We start from the raw sequence: 16,784 nt of genomic DNA on the forward strand, positions 1-16,784 counted from the left end.
CGCGGCCGCTGCATCCTGAGGGTGTGAGAGTCGCGATCGTGACAGAGTCCTTCCTTCCGCACATGAACGGTGTCACCGGATCCGTGCTGCAGATCCTGAAGCACCTCGAGCGCACGGGGCACGACGCCCACGTCCTCGCTCCGGATGCCGTCGGCATCCCCACCGAGATCTCCGGCGCCCCGGTGCACGCCATCCCGAGCCTCCCGCTCCCGGGCTACCGCAACGTGCGGGTGGGCACCTCGCCGGCGCACCGAGTGGCGGCATCCCTCCGTCGCTTCCAGCCCGACGTGGTGCACCTCGCCTCGCCGTTCGCGCTCGGGTGGCGCGGAGCGCTCGCCGCGGAGCGCCTCGACGTCGCAGCGGTCGCGGCGTACCAGACCGATGTCGCGGCGTACACCGAGCGCTACGGCATCCCGGCGACCACCGGCATCGCGCAGTCGCACATCGCGCGGCTGCACCGCAGGGCGACGCTCACGCTCGCGCCGTCGGCGGAGTCGGCCCGGCAGTTGGCCGACCTGGGAGTGGACAGGGTGCGTCGGTGGGGGCGCGGTGTCGATGCGGAGCGCTTCCACCCGTCTCGGCGGTCAGGAGCACTGCGCGCCTCCTGGGGAGCGGACGTCGTGATCGGCTACGTCGGCCGGCTCGCGCCCGAGAAGCAGGTCGAGGACCTGGCCGTGCTCGACGGCATCCCCGGCGCCAGGGTCGTCATCGTCGGCGATGGTCCGAGCCGCGCGAAGCTCGAGACGCTGATGCCTCGCGCCCTCTTCCTCGGCCACCTGAGCGGTGATGCGCTCGCCGCAGCGATGGCGTCGTTCGACGTGTTCGTCCACCCGGGCGAGAGCGAGACGTTCGGGCAGACTCTCCAAGAGGCGCACGCGAGCGGAGTGCCCGTCGTCGCCACGGGACGAGGAGGTCCGCTCGATCTCGTCCGCATGGGGATCGACGGCTGGCTCTACCGCCCGGGCGACCTCGACGACCTGACCATGCGCGTGCAGGACCTCGTGGGCGATCAGCGCAAACGCCGCGCCCTCGGCGAGGCGGGATGCGAGGCGGTGCAGGGACGCAGCTGGGGGAGCGTCTGCGACCAGCTCCTGGGGCACTTCGACGATGCGATCGGCCTGCGGACGGTCGACACGGCCCTGCGCGCTCGCCGCCTGTCCAGGCCCGAGCCGTCCGTCGCCGTGCCGAGCAGACGCTGGAACCGCTACGTGGCACTGGGTGACTCGCTCACCGAGGGGCTGTGCGACCCCGCGCCCGACGGCTCGCTCCGCGGCTGGGCCGACCGGCTCGCGCTGCTGCTGGCTGCTCGGGGAGGCCTCCACTACGCCAATCTCGCCGTCCGATCGAAGCGCGTGCGCGACGTCTGCGGCGCGCAGCTCGACCGGGCACTGGCGCTGCGCCCCGACCTCGTGTCGATCCTCGTCGGGGCGAACGATCTCGTCGGTCGCAGGGTCGACGTGCGCCGGATCGCCGCCCAGCTCGAACAGGCCGTGGTGCGATTGCGCGACGGCGGGGCGGACGTGCTCCTCGTCACGCCGTTCCTTCCGCGTCGACGGGCCGCGCAGATCTACGCCAGGCGGTTCTCGGCCTTCGCCACGGCGCTCGCCGGGATCGCCGTGCGCACCGGAGCGATCCTCATCGACACCGATATGCACCCGACGCTGCCCGATCGCGAGAACTGGGGCGAGGACCTCGTGCACCTCAGCAGCCGTGGTCACCGCTTCCTCGCGTACCAGGCCGGCGAGGTGCTCGGCGTCCCGCATGCGGACGCGCTCGGCGCCCTCGACGCGGCGCTCCACGAGAACGAGCCGATCGGCGCAGGACTCTGGTGGCGCAGGCACGCGCTGCCCTGGGTCTGGCGCCGCATGCACGGCAGGGCGGCGGGCGACGGCCGCGTCGCCAAGCACGACGATTACGTGTACCTCGGCCGCTCCGCCGCGCAGCGCGACGTGCCGGTCGCCTGACCCGCCCGCGATCTCCGCCGACGCTCCGGGCTACCGCCGAGACCCCGGGGCCGCAGACGTCCGCAGCCCGGGGTCTCGACGAGACGGCGTGGTCTCGGTGGCAGGGGTCAGCGACGGCCCATGCCGTGGTACGCCCATCCGGCCGCGCGCCAGGCCGTGGCATCCAGGCAGTTGCGACCGTCGACGATCACGCGCCCCGCGACAAGTGAGCCCGCGTGCTCGGGCGTGAGCTCGCGGCGGTAGATGTCCCATTCCGTGACGACGACGACCGCGTCGGCGTCGCGCAGCGCGTCGTCGCGCTCTGCCGCGTAGCCGAGCTGCGGGTGCGCGGCCGCGGCGTTCGCGAGTGCGGCGGGGTCGGTGACCACGACATCCGCGCCGAGTCCGCGCAGTCGCACCGCGATGTCGAGTGCGGGGGAGTCGCGGATGTCGTCGCTGAACGGTTTGAACGCCGCACCGAGCACCGCGATGCGGCGTCCGAACACGAGTCCGCCGAGGGCGTCGACCACCAACCGCACGGCGCGGTCCCTCCGCCGCATGTTGATGCCGTCCACCTCGCGGAGGAACCCCACGGCCTCGCCTCGTCCGAGCTCCTCCGCCCTGGCGGCGAACGCGCGGATGTCCTTCGGCAGGCACCCGCCTCCGAAGCCGATGCCGGATCCGAGGTACCGGCGCCCGATCCGGGAGTCGTGGCCGAGCGCCTCGGCGAGCAGAGCGACGTCTGCGCCGGCCGCCTCGGCGATCTCGGCCATCGCATTGATGAACGAGATCTTCGTCGCCAGGAAGGCGTTCGCGGCGCCCTTCACGAGCTCGGCCGTGGCGAGGTCGGTGACGAGGAAGGGCGCGCCCGCCCGGATCGCGGGCGCGTAGACGTCGCGCAGGAGCTCGGCGGCATGCGCGCCCGCCTCGCCGGTCGGGATGCCGACGACCAGACGGTCCGGGGTGATCGTGTCGTGCACGGCCCATCCCTCGCGCAGGAACTCCGGGTTCCAGACGAGCGTGGCACCGGTGGCTTCGACCGCACTCGAGAGTCGTGCTGCCGTTCCGACCGGCACCGTCGACTTGCCCGCCACGACGTCGCCGGGTCGGAGGTGGGGGAGGAGTGATGTCACTGCCGCATCGACGAAGCGCAGATCCGCGGCGTGTCCGTCGGGCACCTGCGGCGTGCCGACGGCGACGAAGTGCACCGCCGCGCCCTCGGCGTCCGCCATGTCCGTGCTGAAGCGGAGACGGCCGGTGGCGACGCCGTCACGGAGAAGCTCGTCGAGCTGCGGCTCGAAGAACGGCGCCGATCCGCGGCGCAGGGCGTCGACCTTTCCGGCATCGACGTCGATGCCGATCACGTCGTGCCCGATCGAGGCCATGGCTGCGGCGTGCACGGCACCGAGGTACCCGCAGCCGATCACTGACATGCGCATGGGGACACCACAGCCCATGCGCCCCACGGTGCGGCGTCCGGCGTGTGAACGCGCGATGACCGGCCGGTGTCCGCTCGACGACGGGCACCAGGGGAGTCGCGGTTCGCGGACGTTCTGAGGGCGCGCTGATAGGCTGTCAGCGGTCGACGTCTGTCGCCACCACAATTTCATATCGACTCATGGAGCGATCGGCGGAGAAGCTGGTCCCCTGTGGTGGGTTCCTCGGCGGATGTCGTCGGGTGGCTTTCTACTGGTGGCCAGCGCAGGCGATGTTCGCGGGATTGCCCGCGCGCCCGAACCCCGTCGATTCCGCTCCTTCATGAACACGCTCGCGCATCACACGGATCCGCGAGTCTAAACAAAGAAGGAGAGACCTCTTGGAAGGTCCTGAAATCACCGCCACCGAGGCCGTACTCGACAACGGCCGCTTCGGCACCCGCACCGTCCGCTTCGAGACCGGCCGCCTCGCGCAGCAGGCGCAGGGCGCCGTCGCCGCCTACCTCGACGGCGAGACCATGCTCCTCTCGGCCACCAGCGCCGGCAAGCACCCGCGCGAAGGCTTCGACTTCTTCCCGCTGACCGTCGACGTCGAGGAGCGCTCCTACGCCGCCGGCAAGATCCCCGGCTCGTTCTTCCGCCGCGAGGGCCGCCCCTCCACCGAGGCGATCCTCGTCTGCCGTCTGATCGACCGTCCTCTGCGTCCGTCGTTCGTCGACGGCCTGCGCAACGAGGTCCAGATCGTCATCACCGTGCTCTCGATCGCGCCGGGCGAGTTCTACGACGCCCTCGCGATCAACGCGGCGTCCGCGTCGACGCAGATCTCCGGCCTGCCGTTCTCCGGCCCGGTCGCAGGTGTGCGCCTCGCGTTCATCCCCGGTCACGGCGAGCACGCCGACCAGTGGGTCGCGTTCCCGACTGCCGCGCAGGTCGACGAGGCCGTGTTCGACCTCGTCGTCGCGGGTCGCGTCGTCACGAAGGCCGACGGCACCGAAGACGTCGCGATCATGATGGTCGAGGCCGAGGCCACCGAGAACAGCTGGAACCTCATCAAGGCCGGCGCCACCAAGCCGAGCGAGGACGTCGTCGCCGAGGGCCTCGAGGCCGCGAAGCCGTTCATCGCCCAGCTCGTCAAGGCCCAGGCCGAGCTCGCCGCCACCGCGTCGAAGGAGCCGGGCGTCTACCCGGTCTTCCCGGCGTACAGCCAGGAGGTCTACGACTTCGTCGCCGGCCGCTCGTACGACGAGCTCGTCGGCGTCTACCAGATCGCCGACAAGACCGAGCGCCAGACCGCCGACGACGCGATCAAGGACCGCGTCAAGGCCGAGCTCATCGAGGCGACCGAGGCAGGCGAACTGCCCGCTGCTGCTCCGCTCGAGTTCTCCGCGGCGTACAAGTCCGTCACGAAGAAGATCGTCCGCGGCCGCATCCTCACCGAGGGATCGCGCATCGACGGTCGCGGTCTCGCCGACATCCGTCCGCTCGACGCCGAGGTGCAGGTCATCCCGCGCGTCCACGGTTCGGCGATCTTCCAGCGCGGGGAGACCCAGATCCTGGGCATCACCACGCTCAACATGCTCAAGATGGAGCAGCAGATCGACTCGCTGTCGCCCACGACGAGCAAGCGCTACATGCACCACTACAACTTCCCGCCCTACTCGACCGGTGAGACCGGCCGCGTGGGTTCGCCGAAGCGTCGCGAGATCGGGCACGGCTTCCTCGCCGAGCGCGCCCTCGTGCCGGTGCTGCCGAGCCGCGAGGAGTTCCCGTACGCGATCCGTCAGGTGTCCGAGGCGCTGAGCTCGAACGGCTCCACGTCGATGGGCTCGGTCTGCGCGTCGACCCTGTCGCTGCTGAACGCGGGTGTGCCGCTGCGCGCCCCCGTCGCCGGTATCGCGATGGGCCTCGTGTCCGACGAGGTCGACGGTGAGACCCGCTATGCGGCGCTCACCGACATCCTGGGTGCGGAGGACGCGCTCGGCGACATGGACTTCAAGGTCGCCGGTACGAGCGAGTTCGTCACGGCCATCCAGCTCGACACGAAGCTCGACGGCATCCCGTCGTCTGTGCTCGCCGGAGCACTCACCCAGGCCCGCGACGCACGTCTGACGATCCTCAACGTCCTGAACGCCGCTATCGACGCTCCCGACGAGATGGCGCCCACCGCGCCTCGCGTCATCAGCGTCCAGATCCCGGTCGACAAGATCGGTGAGCTGATCGGCCCGAAGGGCAAGACGATCAACGCGATCCAGGACGAGACCGGCGCGCAGATCTCCATCGAGGAGGACGGCACCGTCTACATCGGTGCGACCGACGGACCCTCGGCCGAGGCAGCCCGTGCCCAGGTCAACGCGATCGCCAACCCGACCAACCCCGAGGTCGGCGAGCAGTTCCTCGGAACCGTCGTGAAGATCGCCACGTTCGGCGCCTTCATCTCGCTGCTTCCGGGCAAGGACGGCCTCCTGCACGTCACCGAGGTGCGCAAGCTCGCCGGTGGCAAGCGCGTCGAGAACGTCGAGGACGTGCTCTCCGTCGGCCAGAAGATCCTCGTGAAGATCACGAAGATCGACGACCGCGGCAAGCTCTCGCTCGAGCCCGTGCTCGACGACGCGCCTGCCGAGGGCGCGGCTCCCGCCGAGGAGACCGCGGCCGAGTAAGCATCGCCGCCGCGACATCGAACCCGGGTCCGTCTTCGCGACGGGCCCGGGTTCCGTCGTTCCGTGGCGTGACCAAACCGTTATGGGAAGTTTCTCCGCCGTTCCCCGTATTGGCCGGCGGGTTCGCGGTCATCGCATACCCTCGAAGTACGCACCGGGGGGTGCAGACCAGGCAGTGACGGAGATCGGATCGTTCGATCGACGCGGGGGTGAGGAAGATGCGGTTGTTCAGCGTAGGCGCAGGCGCCTCCGCAGAGCGCGCCCCGCACGACGCGGAACACCCCTCCGCTCCCATCCCGATCGTCGGCCCCGGCATCGGCGAGTCGATCAGGGTGCCGCTCGGAGAGACCGGTTTCGACACCTTCCCTCTCATGCTCGGCGCGGCGGAGTTCGGCTGGAACGTCGATCTCGAGACCAGCCACGGCATCCTCGACCGTTACGTCGAGTTCGGCGGCAACGCCATCCACACCGCCGACGGATTCTCGGGCGGCCGCAGCGAGCACATCATCGGACAGTGGCTGCGTTCGCGCGGCCGTCGCGACCGGACTCTGCTCAGTGTGCGAATCGGCGCGCACGCCGACAATCCGGGGCTCGGGTCGGTCAACCTCGTCCGCGCCGTCGAGGGCTCGCTCACCCGCCTGGGTGTGGAGCGCATCGACGTGCTCTACCTCGACGCGACGCTCGACCGCACGACCAACTTGGAAGACACGCTCGCCACGGTGGAGTGGCTGACCGAGGCGGGCAAGATCGGTGCGCTCGGCGCCTTCGGACTCGCACCCGAGCGTCTCGTCGAGGCGCGCATCCTCGCCTCGGCGGGTTACCCGCGCATCCAGGTGATCGACTCGCCGTACAACCTCGTGCGACGTCAGCCGTTCGAGGGCAACCTGCGACTCGTGGCCGGAGCCCAGAACCTCGCCGTCACCCCCTCGCACGCGCTCGAGCACGGCTTCCTCTCCGGCCGCCACCGCAGCAAGGCGCTGACCTCGCGGGGCGTGCGCGGCGAGCAGCTGCGCGGACACCTGAACCGGCGCGGCACCAAGATCCTCAAGGCCCTCGACCAGGTCGCCGCCGAGCTCGACGTCCCGGTCGCCGCCGTATCCGTCGCCTGGCTGCTCGCCCAGCGCACCGTCGCCGCACCGATCGTCAACACGTTCGCGACCGAGCACGTCGACGAGCTGATGCAGGGCGCCGGTGTGAGTCTGTCTCGCGTGCAGGTCGCCGACCTCACTCGCGCGGGCAACTGAGCGTCCTCCCGCCTCTCTCACAGACCTGACATAGGCTGGGAGAGATCCCCACGGATGCTGTCGATGAAGCGAGCGAGTTTGTGACGCACTACATATACCTGGTCAGGCACGGCGAACACCAGGATGCCGAGCACGGTCTCGCCGACGGTCCGCTCTCTCCGCGCGGAGCTCGTCAGGCCGAGCTCATCGCCGACCGTCTGTCGGGTCTTCCGCTCGATGCCGTGTGGCACTCCCCGCTGCTGCGAGCGAACGAGACGGCTCGCGCCATCGCCGCCCGCCTCCCATCGGTCGACCCGGAGCCGACCGCGCTTCTGTTCGACTGCGTGCCGACCGGGATGACGGAAGAGACCCCTGCGGTCTTCGAGCCCTTCTTCGGTTCGATCACGGATGCCGAGATCGAGGCCGGCCGCGCGCAGATGGCGGATGCCGTCAACGAGTTCCTCGTGCGCAAACCCGGTGACGTGCACGAGGTGCTCATCACCCACAATTTCGTGATCTCGTGGTTCGTCAGGGAGGTGCTGGGCGCACCGGAGTGGCGGTGGATGACTCTGAACCAGGCCCACTGCGGCCTGACGGTGATCGCCCAGAAGCAGGGACGCCCCTGGACGCTGCTCACCCACAACGACACCGGGCACCTCCCGGTCGAGCTCCGCACGGGCATACCCGACACGATGCCCGTCTGATACGACGTTGCACGGCCAGCCGCCGATCAGGCGACCGTCCGCGAAATAGACTCGAAACATGACCACGCAGGTAGCCCTCGTCGGCGGCACCGGGAAGCTCGGCTCGATCATCCACGCTGTGATCGACGAGCTGGACGGGTTCGAGGTGAGCCGCGTGCTGACGTCGTCGAGCGACCTGGCCGAGATTGACGGCGCCCACCTCGTCGTCGATGCGACGACCCCGCAGGTGAGCATCGACGTCGTGCGCGCGGCGGTCGAGCGCGGCATCAACGTGCTCGTCGCGACGTCGGGCTGGTCGGCCGAGCGGATCGCACTGGTGCGCCCACTCGTCGACGACGCGGGGAACGGCGTCGTGTTCATCCCGAACTTCTCGCTCGGATCGGTCCTCGGTTCGGCTCTCGCCGCGGCTGCGGCTCCGTTCTTCCCGTCGGCCGAGATCGTCGAGGCGCATCACGAGCGCAAGGTGGACTCGCCCAGCGGCACCGCCGTGCGCACCGCCGAGCTCATCGCGGCGGCGCGCGCCGACCGGGGACCCGTCAGCGCGCCGCACGCCGATCAGCGAGCGCGGGGCCAGCAGGTCGCGACGGTCCCCGTGCATTCGCTGCGTCGGCCCGGGGTTATCGCCAAGCAGGAGGTCGTGCTGTCCGGGCCGGGAGAATCCCTGAGCTTCGTGCACGACACCGTCGAGCCTGCTCTGGCCTACGCGCCCGGCATCCGCCTCGCCGTGCCGTACGCCGCACAGGCCACCGGTGTCGTGGTCGGACTCGAGAGCATGATCGACATCGGCATCCGCTCGTGATGTCTCGCATCGGAGTCGGCCTCATGGCCGCGTCGCTCCTGGTCTACCTCGCGGTGTCCGTGTGGCTCGCGATCATGTTCTTCGCCGTGGGCACGGGCGTGTCGATCGGCATGGGCATCGCGCTCCTCGTGCTCGCACCGTTCGGCGCCTGGGCCCTCGGGCGCGAGATGCAATTCGGCTTCGCGGCGGATCGTCTCGGCCGCACGCTGGACGCCGAGGGCGGCATGCCGGAGGCCGAGACCGAGCTGACGCCCAGCGGTCGGCTCCGTGCCGAGGACGCAGCGCCGATGATCGCCCGCTACGAGGCGGAGGCGGATGCCGCGCCCGACGACTGGCGGGCACGGTACCGGCTCGGCGTCGTGCAGGACGCGTCCGGGCACCGCAAGGATGCGCGAGCGAGCATCAGATCGGCGATCCGGCTCGCCCGCCGCTGAGGCCCGGGTCAGGCGAGCGTCGCCTCGAGGGTGATGTCGATACCGGCGAGAGCCTGAGAGACCGGGCAGCCGGTCTTCGCGCCCTCGGCGATCTCCTGGAACGCCTCAGGAGACAATCCGGGCACGACGGCATTGACGTTGAGGTGACTGCCGGTGATGCCGACGCCGGGCTTGAAGGTCACCGATGCGCTCGTGTTCACGCGCTCCGGCGGGGTCCCGTTCTCCGAGAGGGCGTGGGAGAGAGCCATGCTGAAGCACGAGGCGTGAGCCGCGGCGATCAGTTCCTCGGGCGTGGTGGTCGTGTCGCTGCCCTCGCTGCGGGCCTTCCAGTCGATCGGGAAGGTGCCGAGGTTCGACGACGAGAAGGCGACGGTGCCCGAGCCCTCCGCGAGGGATCCGGTCCAGGTGGTGGTGGCTTCGCTGGTGACGGGCATGATTCCTCCGGTTCTCGCGATGCTCGGTGTGCGGGTCGCGTGTCCGGTCAGCCTACCGAGCGGGCAGGCGGGAGGGAACCGGCTCAGGCGGTGGTCGCCGAGCGTCCGAGCAGACCGGCGCGCTGGAGCAGCAGGTAGAGCTGGCAGCCGAGGCACAGCGAGAACACGGCGTTGAGGAACGCGGCGATGAAGGCCGCCGCCGTCGCGATGGGCAGGGCCCATGGGATCCCGAGCAGGTGGAGGACGAGGCCCACCGAGACCACGAACAGGCCGACGCCCTGAGCGAAGCGCGGAGGTCGAGGGTCCTCGAGCTCCGACGGCGGGCTCAGTCGCGGCTTCACGAATCGGCGGAAGACCGCTCCCCAGGGGGCGGTCGAGGGCGAGACGACGCTCCAGAGGAACAGCGCGGCGATGACGACCGCCAGGAGGAAGCCGGGGTCGAGGGCGCGTTGCCCGAGGGGCGCAGATGGGGCGTCGGGCGAGGTGCCCACGAGCCCGAGGAACGTCGCCACGAGCAGCAGTGCGGTCGTGATCGTGGCGGCGAAGCGCGGTCCGCGAGGGTCGATGCCGGCGGGAGTGCTCATCTCTGCTCCAGTCTGCCGCGTCAGAGGGCGGCCACTGCCTCGGTGAGGGCGGCCGGTCGTGGCACGCCGTGGAACCGGGCGCGCACGGCGCCCGATCGGTCGACGACGAATGTCGTGGGGGTCTGCAGGACCCGGTAGCGGGACGACAGGTCCGGGCGATGCGTGAGGTCGACCTCGACGTGGGCGACGGATTCGTGTTGATCTGCGTAGGAGGTCAGCAGGCGCCGCACCTGCGGGCAGCGGGTGCAGAACTCGGTGCTGAACTGCACGAGGGTCGCACGCTCTGCGAGCGGGACTCCTCCGTCGGAAGGGTCGAACCGGAGGCCGCCGGCCGCGCTGCGACGGCCGTCCCGTGCTCGCACCACCAGCCCCGCGACGACCGCGAGGATGACGAGTGCTCCCGCGATGGCGAGCGCGAGTCCGGGTGACATGGGTCGAGCGTAAACCCGCTGCGGATGGGGCGGACGCGATGTTTCCGACCGTGACGGACGGCTCCGATGTCGCCCGCGGCGGGTAGTCTGACTCTCATGAGCGCAGCCGTCCCGACGCCGTATGAAGACCTGCTCCGCGACGTGCTGGATCACGGCACACACAAGTCCGATCGCACCGGAACCGGCACCACGAGCGTGTTCGGCCGTCAGATCCGCTTCGACCTCTCCCAGGGGTTCCCGCTCATCACCACGAAACGGGTGCACTTCAAATCCATCGCCTACGAGCTGCTGTGGTTCCTCCGCGGCGACTCGAACGTGCGCTGGCTGCAGGAGCACGGCGTGACGATCTGGGACGAGTGGGCGGATGCCGAGGGCGACCTCGGGCCCGTGTACGGCGTGCAGTGGCGCTCGTGGCCCACTCCCGACGGCGAGAGCATCGATCAGCTCTCCCAGGTGATCGAGCAGATCCGTCAGACCCCGGACTCCCGCCGCCTCATCGTCTCGGCCTGGAACCCGGCCGACATCCCCGACATGGCGCTGGCGCCCTGCCACGCGCTCTTCCAGTTCTACGTGGCCGACGGACGCCTGTCCTGCCAGTTGTACCAGCGCAGCGCCGACCTGTTCCTCGGAGTCCCCTTCAACATCGCCTCGTACGCGCTGCTGACGATGATGATCGCGCAGCAGGTAGGCCTCGAGCCGGGCGACTTCGTCTGGACCGGCGGCGACTGCCACATCTACGACAACCACCTCGAGCAGGTACGCGAGCAGCTGACCCGAGAGCCCTTCCCGTACCCGACTCTGCGATTCGCGCGCACTCCTGACTCGGTGTTCGAGTACGAGTACGACGATTTCGTCGTCGAGGGCTACCAGCATCACGCCCCGATTCGCGCGGCGGTGGCGGTATGACCTGGGTCGGGCTGGTGTGGGCGCAGGCCGCGGGCGGCGTCATCGGCGCCGAGGGCGGCATGCCGTGGAACGTCCCCGAGGATCTCGCTCACTTCAAGGATGTGACGATGGGCGCCCCGGTGATCATGGGGCGCAAGACATGGGACTCGCTCCCCGAACGTTTCCGACCTCTGCCGGGCCGCGAGAACGTCGTCATCACCCGCCAGCAGGACTGGTCGGCAGAGGGTGCGCATCGCTCGGCGACGGTCGCGGATGCCGTGCGCGGCCACGACCGCGTCTGGATCATCGGCGGTGCCGAGATCTTCCGTCAGGTGATCGGCGACGCCGACCGCCTCGAGGTGACGGAGCTCGATCTCGACGTCGGCGGCGACGCGTTCGCGCCGTCGACCGCGGGATGGCGCGTCGTCGACGAGGGGGAGTGGCAGACCTCCCGCACCGGCATCCGCTACCGCTTCCTCGGGTACGAGCGCTGATGCCCACCGCTCTGATCACCGGTGCCAGTGCCGGCCTGGGCGAGGAGTTCGCCCGTCAGCTCGCGCGTCGCCGTGCCGATCTCGTGCTCGTGGCGCGCTCGGCCGACGCTCTCGAGGAACTCGCTGCCGATCTGCGCAGCGAGCACGGCGTCGCGGTCGAGGTGCTCGTCGCCGATCTGGCGGATGAGGCGGGTGTCGAGAGTGTCGCGACTCGACTGCGCGATGCCGGCGACCCGATCGACCTGCTGGTGAACAACGCGGGATTCGGGCTGCCGCTGCAGTTCGCCGACAACGACATCGACGACGAGGTGCAGCATCTGCGGGTCCACGTCGAGGCATCGATGCGACTCATGCACGCCGCCCTCCAGACGATGCGGGGCCGCGGCGGACGCATCATCAACGTCGCCTCCGTGGCCGGATTCATCTCCCGCTCGACGTACTCCGCATGCAAGAGCTGGCTCATCGGCTTCAGCCGCTGGGCGAACAGCGAGTACGCCGGCGACGGCGTGAGTGTGACCGCAGTGTGCCCGGGGTTCACGCACACGTCGTTCCACGAGCGCATGGGGCTTCCGCCCGGGCAGGAGGGCGTGCCGGCCTTCATGTGGCTCGACGCGCGGAACGTCGTGCGAGAGGGTCTGCGCGACGCGGCGCGGGGGAGGGCGGTGTCGATCCCATCGCTGCGCTACAAGGCGCTGGTCGCGGTGACGCGCGTGCTGCCGAGTTCCCTCACGTCCCGCATCGCTCGCCGCGGACGCGTCTGACATCCAGCGCCGCTCAGCGGAAGCGACCCAGCCGGATCCCGGCCATGGCGATCGCAGCGACCGTTTCGCCGTCGGTGATGCGGCCGTCGGAGATCATGGCCAGAACCTCGGAGAACGGCTCCCAGGCGACCGCGTCGATACCCTCCTCGTTCTGCGTGCGCGTGTCGGCGCCCGCGATCGGGCGAAGACCGCGCGCGAGGAAGACGTACTCCGGAGCATCCGCGATGCCGTTGAGAGCGTTCATCGTGCCGATCCGTGTCCAGTCGGCCGCCTCGAAGCCGGTCTCCTCCGCGAGCTCCCGCTGCGCGGCGACGAGGGGCTCCTCGCCGTCGCTGCCGCCGGCCGGTATCTCGATCGACCGTCCCGTCGTGTAGCGCTCGAGTGTGACGAGGCAGACCCGGTCCTGGTCGTCGACGGCGACCACGAACACCGCCGGATTGCGCATCGTCACGACTCCGTAGATCCCATCGCCGCTGGGTCCGGTCACGCGATCCTCGCGCACCGAGATCCAGGCGTTCTCGTAGACCGTCGACGAATCGTGCGTGACCCAACTCATGAGTCAGAGCCTAGGCGTCTCCGTCAGGGGTCGAGGCGACGTCATCCGGCCCGCAGCGTCGGCGTGAACCCCGGCCGACCGATACGCTGGGATCATGACGCACTCGGGCAACCCCTTCGGACAGGTTCTCGTCGCGCTGGTCACTCCGATGACCGCCGACGGCGAAGTCGACTGGCCCGCCGTCGAGAAGCACATCGATGACGTGATCACCGCTGGAGCGGACGGCATCGTCGTGACGGGAACGACCGGCGAGACCTCGACCCTGACGGACCCCGAGAAGCTCAAGCTCGTCGAGGTAGGCAAGTCGGTCTCCGCCGGTCGCGCGAAGATCATCACCGGCGGCGGTTCCAACGAGACCGCCCACGCGATCGAGCTCTACAAGGCCAGCGAGAAGGCCGGCGCCGACGGCATCATGATCGTCACGCCGTACTACAACAAGCCGACCCAGGCCGGCATCCTCACCCACTTCCGGCTCGTCGCGGACGCCACCGACCTCCCGGTCATCCTGTACGACATCCCGGGCCGCACGGGCGTGCCGATCAAGTACGAGACGATCCTCCGTCTCGCGAAGCATCCGAACATCCTCGCGGTGAAGGACGCCAAGGGCGACTTCTCCGAGGTGAGCCGCGTGCTCAACCAGACGGATCTCATGTACTTCTCCGGCGACGACGCGAACGTGCTGCCGCACCTCGCGATCGGCGCGACGGGAATGATCGGCGTCACCGCGAACATCGCCGCGACGCCGTATCGCACCATCGTGGATGCCGTGAACCGCGGCGACCTCGCGGCCGCGACCGCAGAGCACAAGCGTCTCGAGCCGCTCGTCCGCGCCGTCATGACCCACGTGCCCGGCACTGTCGCGGCGAAGTACATCCTGCACGGGCTCGGCCGCATCTCGAGCCCGCGCGTCCGTCTGCCCCTCGTCGGACCGGAGGAGTGGGAGGCGGCCCTGATCGAGGACGAGCTCGACCTCGTCAGGGACGTCCCGGGTGCCGACTTCTCGAACTTCCGCCCCGACCGCAACGCGGCCGCAGGCGGCGCCCTGCCGAAGGTGCACGGCACGACACGCTGACACGGGTCGCGGTGCGCCGCGACATCATGAACGACCGGACGCGGGAAGCGTTCGACAGAGGAGAGCGCATGTCCATCCCGATCGCAGATCCCACCGACCTCGAACGGGGGACGCTGCGCGTCACCCCGCTCGGCGGACTCGGCGAGGTCGGCCGCAACATGACCATCTTCGAGTTCGACGGCAAGATCCTGATCGTCGACTGCGGAGTGCTGTTCCCCGAGGAGCACCAGCCGGGAGTCGACCTGATCCTGCCGGACTTCGAGCCGATCAAAGACAGGCTCGACGACATCGTCGGCGTCGTGCTCACGCACGGTCACGAAGATCACATCGGTGCCGTGCCGTACCTGCTGCGCCTCAAGAGCGACATCCCGCTCATCGGCTCCGGTCTGACCCTTGCGCTGGTCGAGGCGAAGCTCAAGGAACACCGCATCAAGGCCTTCACGCTCACCGTCACGGAGGGCCAGCGCGAGCAGGTCGGGCCGTTCGACCTCGAGTTCGTCGCCGTGAACCACTCGATCCCGGATGCTCTCGCCGTCGCGATCCGCACGCCGGCCGGCATGGTGCTCGCCACCGGCGACTTCAAGATGGACCAGCTGCCGCTCGACGGTCGCATCACGGACCTCCGTGCGTTCTCGCGTCTGGGGGAGGAGGGCGTCGACCTGTTCCTCGTCGACTCCACCAACGCCGACGTACCCGGCTTCACCCCGACCGAGCGCTCGATCGGGCCGGTGCTCGACCAGGTGATCGCGAAGGCGCCTCGTCGCGTGATCGTCGCGAGCTTCTCCAGCCACGTGCACCGTGTGCAGCAGGTCATCGACGCGGCTCACGCGCACGGTCGCCGCGTGGCCTTCCTCGGCCGCAGCATGGTGCGGAACATGACGATCGCCGAGCAGCTCGGATACCTCAAGGTGCCGGAGGGCGTGCTCATCGACTTCAAGAAGGCCCGCGACCTTCCGGACGACCGCATCGTCTACATGTCGACCGGATCGCAGGGCGAGCCGATGGCCGTGCTCAGCCGGATGGCGAACCTCGACCACGCGATCGAGATCAGCGAGGGCGACACCGTCATCCTCGCCTCGAGCCTGATCCCCGGCAACGAGAACGCCGTGTACCGCGTGATCGACGGACTCACGAAGCTCGGCGCGAACGTCGTGCACAAGGCCAACGCCCGGGTGCACGTGTCCGGCCACGCCGCCGCCGGCGAGCTTCTCTACTGCTACAACATCCTGAAGCCGAAGAACGTCCTCCCCGTGCACGGCGAGTACCGCCACCTCATGGCGAACGCGAAACTCGCTCAGGACACCGGAATCGCCGCCGAGCGGACGATCATCGCGTCGAACGGCACCGTGATCGATCTGAAGGACGGCGACGCGCGCGTCGCGGGTCAGCTCGACCTCGGTTTCGTCTACGTCGACGGCTCGACCGTGGGCGAGATCACCGATGCCGACCTCAAGGACCGCCGCATCCTCGGCGAAGAGGGTTTCGTCTCGGTCATCGTCGTCGTGGATGCCGCGACCGGGCGCATCATCTCGGGGCCCGAGATCCACGCGCGAGGCATCGCCGAGGACGACTCGGTCTTCGATGACGTCTCGCCGAAGATCGTCGCCGCCCTCAAGGAGGCGTCGGGCAACGGCGTCCGCGACACGCACGCGCTGTCGCAGGTCGTTCGCCGCACGATCGGCCGGTGGGTCAACCAGAAGCTCCGTCGTCGCCCGATGATCGTGCCGCTCGTCATCGAGGCCTGACGGGGGTCCGCTCGCTCTCACGGGTGGCCGACATCCGGACGTAACACGCGCGCCCTATGCTCCCGGCATGTACAGGGCGTTCACGTCTCGCAGGGCCGTCCAGACCGATGCGAAGTTCCTCGGCGACATGCTCGTCGAGGCCGCGAACTGGCGCTCCGGTGGGCTGCGACCTCGACACGAGGTGCTCGCCTCCGCGGAGCATCGTCGCTACCTGGCCGGTTGGAAGCGGACGGCGGATGACGGACTCGTGGCGATCGATGCGGACGACGTGCCTATCGGAGCTGCCTGGTACCGCATGCTCCCGCAGAACGAGCCGGGCCTCGGGTTCGTCGGCATCGCGGTGCCCGAGCTCATCATCGGCGTACACCCGCTCTGGCGGGCGCGCGGCGTGGGCCGGTCACTGCTGCGCGGAGTCGTGGAGCTCGCCGGCTCACAGGGTCACGCGCGAATCAGCCTGAGCGTCGAAAGGGAGAACTTCGCTCGCAACCTGTACCGCGCTGAAGGGTTCTCGGTCGTGGAGTCGACCGGATCCCGCGAGACGATGGTCAGGGTGACGGTCTGACCGGAGAGTCGCGGATCCCGCGAGTGCCGCGTCATTACGCGGCATCGTCGGAGGTTGGTCGTAC

17 protein-coding genes are annotated in these 16,784 nt (G+C 69.5%); 12 read left to right on the top strand and 5 right to left on the bottom strand.

The annotated features are described in order from the left end of the window. Positions 1-38: 38 nt before the first annotated feature. On the top strand, positions 39-1,964 hold the full coding sequence (locus AUC47_RS14140; RefSeq protein ID WP_256999594.1) for a GDSL-type esterase/lipase family protein: 1,926 nt from the start codon (positions 39-41) through the stop codon (positions 1,962-1,964). A 107-nt stretch (positions 1,965-2,071) separates the two neighbouring features. Here AUC47_RS14140 and AUC47_RS14145 read toward each other — a convergent pair whose 3' ends face one another. Next, the gene (locus AUC47_RS14145) at positions 2,072-3,382 is read right to left on the bottom strand and encodes a UDP-glucose dehydrogenase family protein (RefSeq protein ID WP_096715834.1); all 1,311 of its coding nucleotides are present in this window, start codon (positions 3,380-3,382) and stop codon (positions 2,072-2,074) included. Positions 3,383-3,759: 377 nt separating this feature from the next. On the opposite strand from AUC47_RS14145, the gene AUC47_RS14150 reads away from it, so the two are divergent. From AUC47_RS14150 to AUC47_RS14170, 5 genes are all read left to right on the top strand, one after another. Next, positions 3,760-6,036 (top strand): polyribonucleotide nucleotidyltransferase, encoded by a 2,277-nt coding sequence (locus tag AUC47_RS14150; protein ID WP_096715835.1) that lies wholly within the window; start codon positions 3,760-3,762, stop codon positions 6,034-6,036. Positions 6,037-6,254: 218 nt separating this feature from the next. After that, entirely contained in the window at positions 6,255-7,280 is a 1,026-nt protein-coding gene (locus AUC47_RS14155; protein ID WP_096715836.1) for an aldo/keto reductase, read from the top strand. A gap of 80 nt (positions 7,281-7,360) precedes the next feature. After that, entirely contained in the window at positions 7,361-7,963 is a 603-nt protein-coding gene (locus tag AUC47_RS14160) for a histidine phosphatase family protein (protein WP_096715837.1), read from the top strand. 58 nt (positions 7,964-8,021) lie between these two features. Then, entirely contained in the window at positions 8,022-8,762 is a 741-nt protein-coding gene (gene dapB, locus AUC47_RS14165) for a 4-hydroxy-tetrahydrodipicolinate reductase (RefSeq protein WP_096715838.1), read from the top strand. Next, a complete protein-coding gene (locus AUC47_RS14170; RefSeq protein ID WP_096715839.1) occupies positions 8,762-9,196 on the top strand; it encodes a hypothetical protein in 435 nt (144 codons plus the stop codon). Before dapB ends, AUC47_RS14170 begins: the two co-directional genes overlap by 1 nt. An 8-nt stretch (positions 9,197-9,204) precedes the next feature. On the opposite strand, the gene AUC47_RS14175 is transcribed toward AUC47_RS14170, so the two are convergent. From AUC47_RS14175 to AUC47_RS14185, 3 genes are all read right to left on the bottom strand, one after another. Beyond that, positions 9,205-9,630, bottom strand: coding sequence for an OsmC family peroxiredoxin (locus tag AUC47_RS14175; protein WP_096715840.1), 426 nt, complete (start codon positions 9,628-9,630; stop codon positions 9,205-9,207). Positions 9,631-9,713: 83 nt separating this feature from the next. Next, positions 9,714-10,214, bottom strand: a complete 501-nt coding sequence (locus tag AUC47_RS14180) for a DUF4395 domain-containing protein (RefSeq protein ID WP_096715841.1) — start codon at positions 10,212-10,214, stop codon at positions 9,714-9,716. Between the two features lie 20 nt (positions 10,215-10,234). Continuing rightward, positions 10,235-10,645: a thioredoxin family protein gene (locus tag AUC47_RS14185; protein WP_096715842.1), complete on the bottom strand. Its 411-nt coding sequence runs from the start codon at positions 10,643-10,645 to the stop codon at positions 10,235-10,237. A 96-nt stretch (positions 10,646-10,741) separates the two neighbouring features. Here AUC47_RS14185 and AUC47_RS14190 point away from each other — a divergent pair, with 96 nt between their 5' ends. Genes AUC47_RS14190 through AUC47_RS14200 form a run of 3 tightly spaced genes read left to right on the top strand, consistent with a single transcriptional unit; the run spans position 10,742 to position 12,785 of the window. Continuing rightward, the gene (locus tag AUC47_RS14190; protein WP_096715843.1) at positions 10,742-11,551 is read left to right on the top strand and encodes a thymidylate synthase; all 810 of its coding nucleotides are present in this window, start codon (positions 10,742-10,744) and stop codon (positions 11,549-11,551) included. Then, complete coding sequence (locus AUC47_RS14195; protein WP_096715844.1) at positions 11,548-12,024, top strand: dihydrofolate reductase; 477 nt, start codon at positions 11,548-11,550, stop codon at positions 12,022-12,024. The genes AUC47_RS14190 and AUC47_RS14195 overlap by 4 nt, the downstream gene beginning before the upstream one ends. Then, positions 12,024-12,785 (top strand): SDR family NAD(P)-dependent oxidoreductase, encoded by a 762-nt coding sequence (locus tag AUC47_RS14200; protein WP_096715845.1) that lies wholly within the window; start codon positions 12,024-12,026, stop codon positions 12,783-12,785. The genes AUC47_RS14195 and AUC47_RS14200 overlap by 1 nt, the downstream gene beginning before the upstream one ends. A 13-nt stretch (positions 12,786-12,798) precedes the next feature. Here the strand turns inward: AUC47_RS14200 and AUC47_RS14205 are convergent, their stop codons facing one another. Next, positions 12,799-13,341 carry an NUDIX domain-containing protein gene (locus AUC47_RS14205; RefSeq protein ID WP_096715846.1) on the bottom strand — a complete coding sequence of 181 codons (543 nt, stop codon included), beginning with the start codon at positions 13,339-13,341 and terminating at the stop codon, positions 12,799-12,801. 94 nt (positions 13,342-13,435) lie between these two features. On the opposite strand from AUC47_RS14205, the gene dapA reads away from it, so the two are divergent. The 3 genes from dapA to AUC47_RS14220 all read left to right on the top strand — a co-directional run bounded on the left by dapA (position 13,436) and on the right by AUC47_RS14220 (position 16,720). Further along, a complete protein-coding gene (gene dapA / locus AUC47_RS14210) occupies positions 13,436-14,413 on the top strand; it encodes a 4-hydroxy-tetrahydrodipicolinate synthase (protein WP_096715847.1) in 978 nt (325 codons plus the stop codon). A 68-nt stretch (positions 14,414-14,481) separates the two neighbouring features. After that, complete coding sequence (locus AUC47_RS14215) at positions 14,482-16,158, top strand: ribonuclease J (RefSeq protein ID WP_096716142.1); 1,677 nt, start codon at positions 14,482-14,484, stop codon at positions 16,156-16,158. Between the two features lie 67 nt (positions 16,159-16,225). Further along, entirely contained in the window at positions 16,226-16,720 is a 495-nt protein-coding gene (locus tag AUC47_RS14220; protein ID WP_096715848.1) for a GNAT family N-acetyltransferase, read from the top strand. The last annotated feature ends 64 nt before the right edge of the window (positions 16,721-16,784 follow it).

The organism is Microbacterium sp. SZ1 (genome assembly GCF_002362255.1).
Taxonomy (GTDB): Bacteria; Actinomycetota; Actinomycetes; order Actinomycetales; family Microbacteriaceae; genus Microbacterium.